We start from the raw sequence: 12,878 nt of genomic DNA, 5'->3' as shown, positions 1-12,878 counted from the left end.
TGTATGTCCATCCTTCCTGTTGTGGATATTGTTTCAGACACGATGCACAATTACGCGGGGGTTGACGCAATTCCGGACGTAATACTTTTGAAAAGTATTACGTCCGGAATTGCGTTAAATAAACGGATTATACTTCCTCTCGTGTCCGATGGTCGTCTCGCCCATATGCCCCGGATACACCTTCACGTCGTCCGGCAGCTTCATGACCTTCTCCCTGAGGGACCGGATCAGATCCGACATGCTGCTGTTCGGGAAGTCCGTGCGGCCCACCGAATTCTGGAACAGGGTATCTCCGCTGAACAGCACGCCCTCACTCTCCAGGTAGTAGCAGACCCCTCCGGGCGTGTGGCCCGGTGTGTGTATGACCTGGAAGGAAAATCCCGCCAGCTCCAGCCTCTGTCCGTCCCGGATATAGTCAGCCCCGTCAAAGGTGTAGCCATTCGTGTAGCTGGAGGAGAGGTTCAGGGCCGGATCCAGGAGGGTCTCTCTGTCCCCCTCATGGACGTACACCGGAACCGGGAACTCCCTGCGGAGGTCATCGATCCCCATAATATGGTCAAAATGGCCGTGGGTCAGGAGGATGGCCTCCACCTGCAGTCCTTCGCTCTTCATATGTCCCATCAGGTAGGAGGGACAGGCCGCCGGGTCGATAACAACGGTCTGCTTTGTCTCCTCGTTGATGACAAGATAGCAGTTTGTGCTGATGATACCTGTGACAAATTTCTCTATTTTCATATCGCGTCTGTTCCTCCGTGCCTTCTAAAGCCCTGTCTTCGCTCCTGTTTTGTTCTCCTGTTTACTCCGGCATCCCGGCAGTCTGCCGGGCGCTCTAGCCCGCGGCCCTCTCGATGTCGATGATGCCGTCCAGCTGCCGCAGCTTCTTGGACACCGCGGCGAGCTCCTCCCTGCCGTGGACGATAAATCCTGCCTCGATGGTGGCAGTGCCCTTCTTGCTTGTGCGCACGTTCAGAGACTTCACATCCAGCTTTGCCTCTGTAAAGATCTTGGAGATCTCCATGAGAAGTCCCTGCCGGTCGTAGGCGTACATCTTGATCTCCGCCAGGTACTGGCCACCCTCTTCCTCAGCCACCTCGCTCTCCCACTCCACGTCGATGAGCCGGGCCCGCTCCGCGTCCGTCAGGTGGATCATGTTGACGCAGTCTGTCCTGTGGATGGAAAGACCTCTTCCCCTGGTGACAAAGCCCACGATCTCATCTCCCGGCACAGGATTGCAGCACCTGGAGAAACGGACCGCCATGTCGTCGATGCCCTTCACCACAATGCCACTCTTGGACTTGGCGATGTGCACCTTGTTCCTGGATGCTTCCGCCACCTTCTCCAGCACCACCTCGTCGGTGAGCTCCTGCTTGTGCTCCTTGCTGTACTCCTCCATGAGCCGGTTCACCACCTGGCCCTCCTTCAGCCCGCCGTGGCCGATGGCCGCCAGCACAGAATCCCAGTCCCGGAAGCCGTACTTCTTCTGGACGACCTCCTGATACTTTGGCTTCATGATGTTGGACAGATTAATGGTCTTGGCCTTGCAGTAGCTGGCGATGAGCTCCTTGCCCCGGACGATGTTGTCCTCCTTGAACTCCTTCTTAAACCACTGATTGATCTTGTTCTTGGCCTGGGTGCTCTTGACAATGTTCAGCCAGTCACGGCTGGGCCCCCTGGAATTCTGGGAGGTGAGGATCTCGATCCTGTCTCCGTTCTGGATCTTGTAGTCGATGTTGACCAGCTTGCCGTTGACCCTGGCTCCCACCATCTTGTTGCCCACCGCGCTGTGGATAGCGTAGGCGAAATCCACCGGCGTGGAGCCGGCAGGCAGGCTCTTCACATCCCCGCCCGGGGTAAAGCAGTAGACGTCCTCCGCGAAGAGATCCAAATCTCCCTTGAGCATGCTTAAGAATTCCCTGTTGTCGGACATATCTCTCTGCCACTCCAGGATCTGGCGCAGCCAGTTCAGCTTCTCCTCCTCCTGGGCCTTCACGTTCTTCTTCCCGTCGTTGGACTCCTTGTATTTCCAGTGGGCGGCGATACCGTACTCAGCCGTCTTGTGCATCTCCTGAGTCCGGATCTGTATCTCAAAGGGCTGCCCGACGGAGCTCATGAGGGTGGTGTGAAGGGACTGGTACATGTTGGCCTTCGGCATGGCGATGTAATCCTTGAACCTGCCGGGTATGGGCGTGTACATCTCGTGGATCACGCCAAGGGCCGCGTAGCAGTCCTTCACAGAGTCCACGATAATGCGCACCGCAAAGAGATCGTAGATCTGATCCACCGTCTTGTCCTGGTTCACCATCTTTTTATAAATACTGAAGAAATGCTTCACCCGTCCGTTGACCTCAGCCTTGATCCCCGCGTTTTTGATGTGCTGGGAGACCTCCTCCACGATCTGCTGGACGAACTCCTCCCTCTCCGTCTTCCTGGCGTTGATCTGGTCCACCAGATCATAGAACACCTCCGGCTGGGAGTACTTGAGGGCCAGGTCATCCAGCTCTGTCTTGATCTTGGAGATACCGAGCCTCTGAGCAATGGGAGCGTAGATGTCCATGGTCTCCCTTGCTTTCTCCTTCTGCTTCTCCGGGCGCATAAACTGGAGGGTCCGCATATTGTGGAGACGATCCGCCAGCTTAATGATGATGACCCGGATATCCTTTGCCATGGCCAGGAACATCTTCCGCAGGTTCTCCGCCTGCACCTCCAGCTTATCTGAGGAGTAGGACAGCTGTCCCAGCTTGGTGACGCCGTCCACCAGGAGGGCCACCTCGTCGCCGAACTCCTGACGGATCTGCTCGTCTGTCACAGCCGTATCCTCCACTACATCGTGGAGCATCCCTGCCACAATGGTCTCCTTGTCCATCTCCAGGTCCGCCAGGATGATGGCCACCCAGAGGGGATGGATAATATAGGGCTCACCGGATTTTCTGCACTGCCCGTTGTGAGCCTCCTTTGCCAGATTAAACGCCTTCTCTATCATGGAAACATCCGTGGAAGGATGATATTTGCGGATGCGGGCGATGAGCATCTGGTAGAGCTGCTCCGGATCCTGGTAGTCCTCCGGAGATTTCACCGCGTGTCCGTCCACGATCTCAAGCCCGAGCATCTGATTTTCCATTATAGATTCGGGCGCAATACGATTTTTATTGTCCGATTCATAGGTCATGACTGCCATATCAGTTCCCTCCTCCTTTTCCATGTTTTCCCCGCTCTCTCACGCTTCCTGCTGCGCCTCAGTTTCCGGGGTAGGTGATCACAGAGTCCAGATCATAGTCCTTCAGCCGCTGGCGGCCCTTCAGTCCGGCCAGCTCCATGAGGAAAATGACCTTTGACACTTCTCCTCCCATGCCCTCCACCAGCTTGATGATAGCCTCCGTGGTTCCCCCGGTGGCGATCAGGTCGTCGACAATGACCACTCTCTGCCCGGGCTTTATGGAGTCTCTGTGCATCTCAATGGAGGCAGTGCCGTACTCCAGCTCGTACTCGATGGATACAGTCTCCCGGGGCAGCTTGCCTTTTTTCCGCACCGGCACGAAGGGCTTGCGCAGATTGTAGGCGATGGGCACCCCGAAAATAAATCCCCTGGACTCAGGCCCCACGACCACATCAAAATCCAGCCCCTCCAGCTTCTCCTGCATCAGGTCAATGGCAAGATGCAGTCCCTCCGCATCCTGGAGCACACTTGTCACATCTCTGAAAATAACCCCCTGTTCAGGAAAATCCGGTATACTGACCACATATTCTTCTATTGGCTTCATCCTTACTGCCTCCTTCAGACCAACTGTCGATAAAATGTCATTCTTTAGTATATCATCTATTTTCTGTTTTTTCAAACAATTTGATAGTGGGTGATGACAATCTGCATGGATTTTCGTCCCATATACTCGTTTATCCCCGGATAATAGGTGACAGAGAGACGAATTCTGCGGTATTCCCCCTCGAAAAATCTCTCCCGCACTGCCCGGCCGTATTTTGCCTCCACCTCGTCGAGAAATCCGGCGGCGTCCCCGAAGTACACCGCGTCCATGTCCGTGCCGGCCCCGTCCAGGAGACGGAGTCTGAGCATGTTCCTGTTTTTCCCGATGAGACGGCAGGAGACGATGGACACATTTTTCTCTGCAAACACAGGCTTTGTGTTCCCCTTCCCAAAGGGCTCCAAAAGCTTCAGCTCCTCCAGCAGCTCCTCCGTCACACAGGAGAAGGGCATCTGCATGTCAATGGACACCTTCTCTGTCATGTCCGCCTCAGTCAGGGTGCACACCGCGTTGATGTCCTGGCGGAATTTCTCAATATTTTTCTTCTCCAGGGTGAGACCGGCGGCCAGCCTGTGGCCCCCGAACTTCACGAACAGTCCCCTGCACTTGTTCAGCTCCTCATACATATGGTAGGCCTCGATGGACCGGCCGGAGCCCTTGGCCAGCTCCCCGTCGCCGCTGTCTGTGATGACAAAGGCGGGCCGGCAGTACCGCTCCCTGATCCTGCCCGCCACGATCCCGGCCAGACTCTCATGGCAGTCCGGCAGGTAGAGAACCAGCACCCTCTGGCGTCCGGCTTCCGTGTGCTCCACCTGTTCCACCGCCTCCCGCACCGCGGCCTCGGTCATCTCCTTTCGGCTGTCGTTTAATGCCTTCAGATCCCCGGCCAGCAGGTCCGCCTCCTTCTTTGACCTGGCTGACAGCAGGGAGAGGGCCCTCTTGGCCGTGTCCAGCCTGCCGCTGGCGTTGAGGCAGGGCCCCAGCACAAAGCCGATATGGTAGGTACTGACAGATTTCCGGTCAATGCCCGTGCACTCCATGAGGGAGCGCAGTCCCGGATTGGCGGTGGACTGGAGCATCTCCAGGCCCTGGCGGACAAAGATCCGGTTCTCCCCTGTCAGATCCATCACATCCCCCACTGTGGCAAAGGCCACCTCCTCCATGAGATAGTCGATGTCCGAGGAGTCCCTGCCCATGGACTCATAGAGGGCCTCCATCAGCTTGTAGGCCACGGCGGCGCCGCACAGTCCTTTGAAGGGGTAGGGGCAGTCCGCCCGCTTCGGGTCCACCACCGCGTCCGCAGGGGGCAGATGATACTGCTTCTCCCCCTCCTCCTCGTCAAAGGGCACCTCGTGGTGATCTGTCACGATCACGGTCATCCCCATTTCTCTCGCGCAGGCAATCTCCTCCGCGGCCGCGATGCCGTTGTCACAGGTCACGATGGTGTCTGTCCCCGCCTCAAAGGCCCGGTCGATCAGATGCCTGCTCAGGCCGTACCCGTCCGCGATCCGGTCCGGGATGTCCGTGTCCACCACAGCCCCCAGCCCCTTCAGCCCCTCCAGGAGAATGTAGGTGGCGCAGACGCCGTCAATGTCGTAGTCCCCGATGATGCGGATGGATGCTCCCTCCCGCACCTTCTCCATCAGGATCTCCACCGCCCGGTCCATGTCCCGCATCAGCATGCCGTCCTCCAGGTCGGCGATGGTGCCGTACAGATAGCTTTCTATATTCTCGTCTCCTATGATATCCCGGTTTCGGATCAGACAGGCCAGCCGGGGACTGATGTGAAACCGCTCCCCGATCCCGGCGAAATCCGCCCCTTTTCTCAGCAAAACCCAGCGTTCTTTCATCCTCTTCTCTCCTCCGATTACTCTTTTCATCCCGCCCGCGGCCGCAAGAGGGCCGGCAGGAAGAACGGTACAAAAAGGGGTATGCAGTCACCCGCACACCCCTTACTGTATTTTTCTTACCTATTTTTTCTTCTTTCCGGATTTCTCCGCTTCTTTCTTCTTTCCACCGATCTTTGTCTTCATGACGTACCAGAGCGGACCTGTGACACATACAGAAGAGTAGGCGCCGCACACAACGCCCACCATCAGCGGCAGAGCGAACTCCCTGATGGAGCTTACGCCCATAACAAAGAGCACCGCAATGGTGATAAAGGTTGTGAGGGAGGTGTAGATACTCCTCGTCAGAGTCTGTGTGATACTCTTGTTAACAGTATATGCGAGATCCTGTCCCTTGGGCGCCAGCTTCAGCTCCTCACGGATACGGTCGAAGATGACGATGGTGGCGTTGATGGAGTATCCGAAGATGGTCAGGATACATGCGATAAATGTATTTCCCACGGAAATCCTTGCCACCGCGTAGAACAGAGCTACGATCAGCACATCGTGGAGCAGGGCCAGAACCGCGCTTGTTGCAAAGCGGATGTCCTTAAACCGGAACCAAATGTAGAGGAGCATGAGCACTGTGGCGATAACGACCGCCACGATGGCGTCGGTCCTCATCTCGCTGCTGACTGTGGAGCTGATATTCTCAAAGGTGATCAGAGACTCGTCCACCTGGAAGTTGTCCACCAGAGCCTGATCAAGCGCCTCCCTTGCGTCCAGATCCAGGGTGGACGTCTTGAAGATGATCTGGTTGCTTCCCTCCACCTTCTGGGCCTGCACATTGTGGTCTCCTGTGGCTTTCTCCACCACGGGGATGATCTGGGCGTCAATCTCATCGATGGTGTAGTCCTGGTCAAAGGTCACGTTCGTGGAGGTTCCTCCCTGGAACTCCAGGCTGTAGTTCATAGCTCCGTTTCCTCTGGCCGCATTGTAGCCCGCGACGCCAAAGCCCGCCGCGATAAGGATCAGGGAAATGGCAAAGAAAATGGCTTTCCTGCCCACAAAGTTAATGGGCTCTCTTGGCTTTTTCGGCCGGTAGTACAGCTTCTCGCTGCGGATGCCCACCGCGTAGAAGGCGTACACGATCATGCGGGTGATCACAAGGGCTGTGAACATGGACACGATAATGCCGATGGCCAGCGTCTGGGCAAATCCCTTCACGCTTCCGCTGCCCCTGAACCAGAGCACAGCCGCTGCGATCAGGGTGGTCACATTGCCGTCCACGATGGCGGACATAGCCTTGTGGAAGCCCGCCTTCAGAGAGTTCCTCACACTCTTTCCCTTTGTCATCTCCTCCTTCACGCGGGCAAAGATGATGACGTTGGCATCCACCGCCATACCGATACCCAGGATGATACCGGCGATACCCGGCAGGGTCAAAGTGACGTTAAAGGCGTTCAGAATCACCAGCACGATGCCTGTGTAGATCAGCAGGGCCAGGCTGGAGGCAAGGCCCGGAAGCAGGTACACAAAGCACATGAAGAGGAACACGAGGGCCAGTCCCACCGCTCCGGCCTGCACGCTGGTAGTGACTGCCTGCTGTCCAAGCTGCGCGCCCACCACGTTGGAGCGGAGCTCCTCCAGCTGCAGCTGGAGACCGCCGATGCGGATGGTGGAGGCCAGATTTTCCGCCTCCTCGTATGTAAAGTTGCCGGTGATGTAGGCCTGCCCGCCTGTGATGGCCTCGTTGACCACCGGGCTGCTGATGGTCTCACCGTCATAGATGATGGCGATCTGTTTTCCCACATTGGCCTCTGTGGCCTCCGCAAACTTCTGGGCGCCATCGTCCGTCAGGTCCAGCTCAACGGTGTACTCTGTATTTCCCATATCGTCCTTCCCGGATCTGGCGGAGGCTGTCTCCACGTCCGCTCCGGTGAGGACGGTCTGTCCGTCAGAGGTCTGGAACTCCAGAGCTCCCGGCTTTCCCAGCTCCTCCAGGATGGCGTTGGCGTCTGTCACGCCGGGGATCTCAATGCTGATCCGGTCGTCTCCCTCCTGGTATACAGTGGCCTCTGTGCTGTACTGCTCCACACGGCGCTGGAGCTTGTAAATGGTGTCGCTCATCTGCTCATCTGTAGGGTTCTTATCCTTTACCTGGTAGGTGATGCTGACACCGCCGGCCAGGTCAAGGCCCAGCTTGATATTTTTGGAAGCTCCTGTGCCTGTTGGTCCAAAGCCCACAATACAGGTGTAGGCGAGAAGTATGATCAGTACGGCTGTCAGTATCAGGCTCAGTATGCCTTTTTTCTTGTTCATGATCTGTATCCTCTTTTCTGTTTTTTATTACACCTTACGCCTCATCGGCTGCGTCGGCCAGAGCTGCCTTCATCATGATGGCGCACTCCACTCTCTTGCGCTGCATCTCGCATCCGATGTCGTAGGCCTCATGGATGGTGCCATGGAAATTGTAGGCGTTGGCCATGCATCCGCCGCTGCAGTAAAACTTGGCAAAGCAGTTCCTGCATTTCTCCTTGGAGTAGACGCTACAGTTTCTGAACTCATCCGCGATCTCCGGTCGGGTGATCCCCTCGTCCACATTTCCCATGAGGAACTCCTCCTGGCCCACAAACTGGTGACAGGGATAGAGATCTCCCCAGGGCGTCACGGCCAGGTACTCTGTGCCGGAGCCGCAGCCCGACAGCCTCTTGGACACGCAGGGTCCGCCCTCCAGGTCGATCATAAAGTGGAAGAAATTAAATCCCTTCCCCTCCTTCTCCCTCTCGATCATAATTTTTGCCAGGCGGTCGTACTCCTCGCAGATCTTCGGGATGTCCTCCTCCCGGATAGCGTAGGGATCGGACTCATCTCCCACCACCGGCTCGATGGACATCTGCTTGAAGCCAAGGTCTGCAAAGTGCAGCACGTCGTTGGAGAAATCCAGGTTGTTTCTCGTGAAGGTGCCGCGGACGTAATACCTCTCCTGGTTCCTGCTGTCCGCCAGCTTCTGGAACTTGGGAACAATGAGGTCGTAGCTTCCCTTGCCGCTGCGGAAGGGGCGCATGGCATCGTTCACCTCTTTGCGGCCATCCAGGCTGAGGACCACGTTGTCCATCTCCTTGTTGATAAATTCCTGTATCTCGTCATTTAAGAGCACCCCGTTGGTGGTCACAGTAAAGCGGAAGTGCTTGTCGTGCAGCTTCTCCTGCTGCCGGCCGTAGGCTACCAGGTCCTTCACCACCTGCCAGTTCATGAGCGGCTCGCCGCCGAAGAAATCCACCTCCAGGTTCCTCCTGTTTCCGGAGGAGGCGATGAGGAAATCCAGCGCCTTCTTTCCCACCTCATAGCTCATGAGGGCACGGCGGCCGTGGTACTCTCCTTCCTCCGCAAAGCAGTATTTGCACGCCAGGTTACAGTCGTGGGCAATGTGGAGGCACAGCGCCTTGACCACGGTCTTCCTCTGCTTCACCTGGTCGATCATGGGCTCAAAAACATCCCTGGTAAAAAGCCTTCCCTCCTGGGTCAGCTCTTTAATATCCTCCCAGGCCTCCCGGATCTGCCCGGCCTCGTACCTGTCTCCCAGCGCCTCCTGGAGTCCCTCCAGCGTCTCCGGCTTTTCCAGGGCAGCCAGATCTGGCTCCTCCCCCGCCGCCAGATGGGCGATGGCGTCATAACAGAGCTCATCCACCACATGGACAGCGCCGCTGTTCACATCCAGGACAATGTTGTATCCATTATTCCGGTACTGATGTATCACTTCAGATACCCCTTTCTGTCTCCATTTTTTCTATACCACAAGAAACAGCGGCCGAAAGCCGCTGCCCCCTTAGTAGATACTTTTTAATTCCAACTGACTATTTCTTCTGCTCGCAGGTCTGATTTCCCACTGTGCAGGATGTCTTGCAAGCTGACTGGCAGGATGTCTGACATTCTCCGCAGCCGCCTTTTTTCATTGTATTTGTCAATGTCTGTGTATTTAATGTCTTTACATGTTTCATCTTGTACACCCTCCTTCGCATCTTTGACTTCTGATATTATAGCACAAGGCTCTCTGTTTTGGAAGTATTTTTTCGTCTTTTGCAAGGTCAGGAGATCATACCGCCGATCATGCCGCCTCCCGCGCACAGCGCAAAGGTGGTGGCCATGTGGATGCCGCTGCCGTCCAGGGTCCGGTACACCCCCAGGGTGATGAGGATGAGGAGCACAAAATACAGGACTCCCGTCATGAGCCCCCACAGAAATCTCCGCGACTTTGCCATCTTTCCCGCCGCCAGCCCGCCGATCAGGGTGGCGGCGATATAGATGGCCACGATCCCCGCCGACACCGCCTGCTCATCAAGCTGCAGCCTGTACAGAAGAAGGGCCAGCAGAAGAAGGAGGGCCCCCGTCACCACGTAGGACAGCAGCAGCGCCTTGAGGATCCAGAGTATCTTTGTCTCTTTTCCGGCTTTTTTATCCATATTCTCTTTCTCCTTGTCCAGTTATTTCCTATCTAATGGATATGAAACGCCCGAACTGATTATGAGTCCCATATGGATTTTTCTCCCGCTTCCTCACTGCTCCATCTGCCTGCCCAGAAATCCCGCCGCGCAGGAGGCCAGCTTCAGCTCTGTCTCCCCCAGCTTCCTCTTCTCGTCCTTCCCGAGGATCATGACTCCTCCGATCACATCCCCCTCGCAGAGGATGGGGCAGATGACCTGCTGGGTGCAGCCGTCGTCCTCCTCCCCGGTGACCCGAATGAACCTCTTCTCGCCCTCCGCGGCCAGGATATCCTTCCTCTCCTCCAGCGCCTTCTCCAGAGGCCTGGCGATATATTTCTCCTGGAAATCCTTCTTCCCGCTGCCCGCGGCGGCCACGATCTGATCCATATCGCAGATGCACACGAGATACCCCGCCGTCTGGGCCAGACTGTCCGCATACTGCCTGGCGAAGGCGGACAGCTCCCCGATGGGAGAATATTTCTTCAGGATGATCTCTCCCTCCCGGTCCGTAAATATCTCCAGCGGGTCGCCCTCCCGTATCCGGAGGGTTCTTCGTATCTCCTTTGGGATCACCACTCTCCCCAGATCATCGATCCTTCTTACAATCCCGGTTGCCTTCATATAAAAATTTCCTCCATCTTACATTCTATCCATTTATCTTTCTTGCTGTAGATAATGGTAGTATCTGTAAAGACAGAGGAAATTATACATTTTCACTCTCCCGGCCGGAGCAGCCTGCCCCGCAGCCTGGTCCAGATTTGAGCCTGGGCATATTCGTAGGCGTTGTCATAGATCCACAGACCTGCCTGCCCTGCCGCCAGGGCGCCCGCAAGAACCGCCGGCGACAGCTCCCTGGAAAAAAGGAGCCCCTGGAGCAAAAAGACTGCCGGGATGTACATGACGTTGAACACCAGATACTTGATCACCCAGAACAAACCTCTTTTCCGCGCCCTGCCGGAGCTTTTGGCGAGAAGCCTCCAGGCCCCCTCGACAGCCAGGATATAGAGCCCCATAGCCCCAAAGGTCACTACGTAGAATTTGTTGGGCGCCAGGATAAAGCCAAGGAGGACGGCCGCCAGATAGAAGGCCAGCCCCAGCTTCATACCCGCCTCCCGGATGACGATCCCCACGAAGAAGGAGGACGCTGCCAGGAAAAACAGGGTTCCCGTCTCAAAGACGCTCCCCAGCGCCATAAAAAGAATACACAGGGCGAGGGCGAGCCCGCCGAACGCCATCATTCTCGATTTTATATGCATGTGCAAAGATCTCCTCCCATACACTCGCAGAGCTGATCCGCGATACAAAGGTCACAGCACATATTGCCTGTGCCGCAGCTTCCGCCTGATCCGTAATAGCCTCCCCCGTATGGATTGTTCTGATACCTGCGGCTGTTGAATTCAATCTGATTGAGGAGCTGCCGGTACTGCACGTTGTTTGGCTCCATGTTCACTGCCGTGGCCGCCTGGTCCCTGGCCAGCACATTGTTCCCAAGCCCGGCGTTTGCGAAAGCGCTGGCGTAGTACCACATGGAGGTGCGATTCTGCATCCGGTTCAGCACGTTCAGAGCATCCTGGTAGCGCCTGCTGTTGATAAAGTTGATGGCCGCCTGCATCTCCACATCCTGCTGGCTTCCGCCGGACTGCTGCCCGTAGCCCTGACCCTGATAGCCGTAGCTTCCGTATCCCCCTGCGGAGGACCTGCCGCCCCCGTAGGAGCCGCCGCGGGAGCTGCCGTAAGAGCCTCCTCCCTGGGAGCGCTGCCGCATGATCTCATCGTAGGCCTCCTGGACCTCCTTAAATTTCTCCTCAGCCAGGTCCGCCAGCGGATTGTCCACATTGGCGTCCGGATGGTACTTCCGGCTCAGCTCCCTGTATGCTTTCTTCACTTCATCATCCGACGCGTTCTGGGAGACGCCCAGCACGTCATAAGGATTTTTATTCATCTTCCTTTTTGTCCTCCTGTTTTTTCTTCTGTACGAGCCGGTAGCGGTTCCACACTCCATCATACAGAATGTTTCTCAAAATGTCTATGTCTGCAAGGCAGGGCAGCTTTTCAAACTCCGCGCTGCACTCGCCCATCATCATGCACAGGATATCCCCCACTCTCTGCTCATAGTCCTCTCTTTTGTACAACTCCCGCAGGGGATTGTAGCATTTTTTCTTCAGGTCCTCCTCCAGGTCCTCATAGGCGTCCATAATGTAGATGAACTTGCCCATAAAGAAACCGATCCGGCGCAGAGTGGGCTCCCACACGTCCTTTTTATATACAAAAAGCTCTTCCATGAGCCGGCCGAAGCATCCGGCCGTCCTGTCTATGTCTGTGCTCCTCTCCTTCTCAAGGCGGGACAGCTCTCCTAATGCAGCCTCGAACACCCGGGCCTGGCGCCTGTACTTTTCCGCGATCCTCCCCGCCTTCTTCTTCAGCAGCCTTTCCGCCGCCAGGCTGGACACCTTCCGCTCGTCCGCCCAGTCGTCCTTCAGATGATACCAGGCCAGGAGCAGGTTCATATCCGCCGCGTAGGCGGTCACCGGGCCGCGCAGCATCCGCTGCCTCTTTACCGGGTGCACCCTGCAATGGTGCCTCTCCTCCTCCGTCTCCATCTCATAGAGGGATGTGAGGAGAAGGATGAGAAAGGTCATGTCGTAGGTGAGGGTCATCTGGCCGCCCAGACCGTACCTCTCCTTCAGCTCCTGGCACAGGCCGCAGTAATAGCCCCTGTACTTTTCAAAGTCCTTTATCTTCAGTTCCGGTTTGCAGATTGTGATATATCCGAACATATGCCTCCCCACTGACATACGCGCCTGATGCACGCA

General features: G+C 56.4%; 12 protein-coding genes. All 12 read right to left on the bottom strand.

What is annotated here, in order from left to right:
• Positions 1 to 114: 114 nt before the first annotated feature.
• On the bottom strand, positions 115 to 735 hold the full coding sequence (locus tag H7U36_RS08005; protein ID WP_033126627.1) for an MBL fold metallo-hydrolase: 621 nt from the start codon (positions 733 to 735) through the stop codon (positions 115 to 117).
• 94 nt (positions 736 to 829) lie between these two features.
• Entirely contained in the window at positions 830 to 3,118 is a 2,289-nt protein-coding gene (locus tag H7U36_RS08000; RefSeq protein ID WP_033126642.1) for a RelA/SpoT family protein, read from the bottom strand.
• A 115-nt stretch (positions 3,119 to 3,233) separates the two neighbouring features.
• Positions 3,234 to 3,758 (bottom strand): adenine phosphoribosyltransferase, encoded by a 525-nt coding sequence (locus tag H7U36_RS07995; RefSeq protein WP_033126628.1) that lies wholly within the window; start codon positions 3,756 to 3,758, stop codon positions 3,234 to 3,236.
• Positions 3,759 to 3,829: 71 nt separating this feature from the next.
• Entirely contained in the window at positions 3,830 to 5,605 is a 1,776-nt protein-coding gene (gene recJ / locus H7U36_RS07990; RefSeq protein WP_205155988.1) for a single-stranded-DNA-specific exonuclease RecJ, read from the bottom strand.
• A gap of 120 nt (positions 5,606 to 5,725) precedes the next feature.
• Positions 5,726 to 7,903 carry a protein translocase subunit SecD gene (gene secD / locus H7U36_RS07985; RefSeq protein ID WP_191493321.1) on the bottom strand — a complete coding sequence of 726 codons (2,178 nt, stop codon included), beginning with the start codon at positions 7,901 to 7,903 and terminating at the stop codon, positions 5,726 to 5,728.
• Positions 7,904 to 7,937: 34 nt separating this feature from the next.
• Entirely contained in the window at positions 7,938 to 9,341 is a 1,404-nt protein-coding gene (gene scfB / locus H7U36_RS07980) for a thioether cross-link-forming SCIFF peptide maturase (protein WP_191428158.1), read from the bottom strand.
• A 97-nt stretch (positions 9,342 to 9,438) separates the two neighbouring features.
• Positions 9,439 to 9,582 carry a six-cysteine ranthipeptide SCIFF gene (scfA, locus tag H7U36_RS07975; protein WP_033126632.1) on the bottom strand — a complete coding sequence of 48 codons (144 nt, stop codon included), beginning with the start codon at positions 9,580 to 9,582 and terminating at the stop codon, positions 9,439 to 9,441.
• 87 nt (positions 9,583 to 9,669) lie between these two features.
• The gene (locus tag H7U36_RS07970) at positions 9,670 to 10,044 is read right to left on the bottom strand and encodes a TIGR04086 family membrane protein (protein WP_191428157.1); all 375 of its coding nucleotides are present in this window, start codon (positions 10,042 to 10,044) and stop codon (positions 9,670 to 9,672) included.
• A gap of 93 nt (positions 10,045 to 10,137) precedes the next feature.
• Positions 10,138 to 10,686 (bottom strand): stage V sporulation protein T, encoded by a 549-nt coding sequence (gene spoVT, locus H7U36_RS07965; protein ID WP_033126634.1) that lies wholly within the window; start codon positions 10,684 to 10,686, stop codon positions 10,138 to 10,140.
• A gap of 92 nt (positions 10,687 to 10,778) precedes the next feature.
• Entirely contained in the window at positions 10,779 to 11,321 is a 543-nt protein-coding gene (locus H7U36_RS07960) for a hypothetical protein (protein WP_205155987.1), read from the bottom strand.
• Entirely contained in the window at positions 11,312 to 12,007 is a 696-nt protein-coding gene (locus tag H7U36_RS07955) for a DnaJ domain-containing protein (RefSeq protein WP_191428155.1), read from the bottom strand. The genes H7U36_RS07960 and H7U36_RS07955 overlap by 10 nt, the downstream gene beginning before the upstream one ends.
• Positions 12,000 to 12,842: a DUF5685 family protein gene (locus H7U36_RS07950; RefSeq protein ID WP_191493325.1), complete on the bottom strand. Its 843-nt coding sequence runs from the start codon at positions 12,840 to 12,842 to the stop codon at positions 12,000 to 12,002. Before H7U36_RS07950 ends, H7U36_RS07955 begins: the two co-directional genes overlap by 8 nt.
• Positions 12,843 to 12,878: the final 36 nt, after the last annotated feature.

The sequence above is a fragment of the Faecalicatena fissicatena genome, from assembly GCF_016900595.1.
Taxonomy (GTDB): Bacteria; Bacillota; Clostridia; order Lachnospirales; family Lachnospiraceae; genus Claveliimonas; species Claveliimonas intestinigallinarum.
The sequence above is the reverse complement of the archived record's forward strand: the minus strand, read 5'-3'. Positions and strand labels throughout refer to the sequence as shown.

Excerpts from the sequence above, each read along its gene's own strand:
- H7U36_RS08005 (WP_033126627.1), bottom strand. The coding sequence starts at position 735 with ATGAAAATAGAGAAATTTGTCACAGGTATCATCAGCACAAACTGCTAT.
- H7U36_RS08000 (WP_033126642.1), bottom strand. The coding sequence starts at position 3,118 with ATGGAAAATCAGATGCTCGGGCTTGAGATCGTGGACGGACACGCGGTG.
- H7U36_RS07995 (WP_033126628.1), bottom strand. The coding sequence starts at position 3,758 with ATGAAGCCAATAGAAGAATATGTGGTCAGTATACCGGATTTTCCTGAA.
- recJ (WP_205155988.1), bottom strand. The coding sequence starts at position 5,605 with ATGAAAGAACGCTGGGTTTTGCTGAGAAAAGGGGCGGATTTCGCCGGG.
- secD (WP_191493321.1), bottom strand. The coding sequence starts at position 7,903 with ATGAACAAGAAAAAAGGCATACTGAGCCTGATACTGACAGCCGTACTG.
- scfA (WP_033126632.1), bottom strand. The coding sequence starts at position 9,582 with ATGAAACATGTAAAGACATTAAATACACAGACATTGACAAATACAATG.
- H7U36_RS07970 (WP_191428157.1), bottom strand. The coding sequence starts at position 10,044 with ATGGATAAAAAAGCCGGAAAAGAGACAAAGATACTCTGGATCCTCAAG.
- spoVT (WP_033126634.1), bottom strand. The coding sequence starts at position 10,686 with ATGAAGGCAACCGGGATTGTAAGAAGGATCGATGATCTGGGGAGAGTG.
- H7U36_RS07960 (WP_205155987.1), bottom strand. The coding sequence starts at position 11,321 with ATGCATATAAAATCGAGAATGATGGCGTTCGGCGGGCTCGCCCTCGCC.
- H7U36_RS07955 (WP_191428155.1), bottom strand. The coding sequence starts at position 12,007 with ATGAATAAAAATCCTTATGACGTGCTGGGCGTCTCCCAGAACGCGTCG.
- H7U36_RS07950 (WP_191493325.1), bottom strand. The coding sequence starts at position 12,842 with ATGTTCGGATATATCACAATCTGCAAACCGGAACTGAAGATAAAGGAC.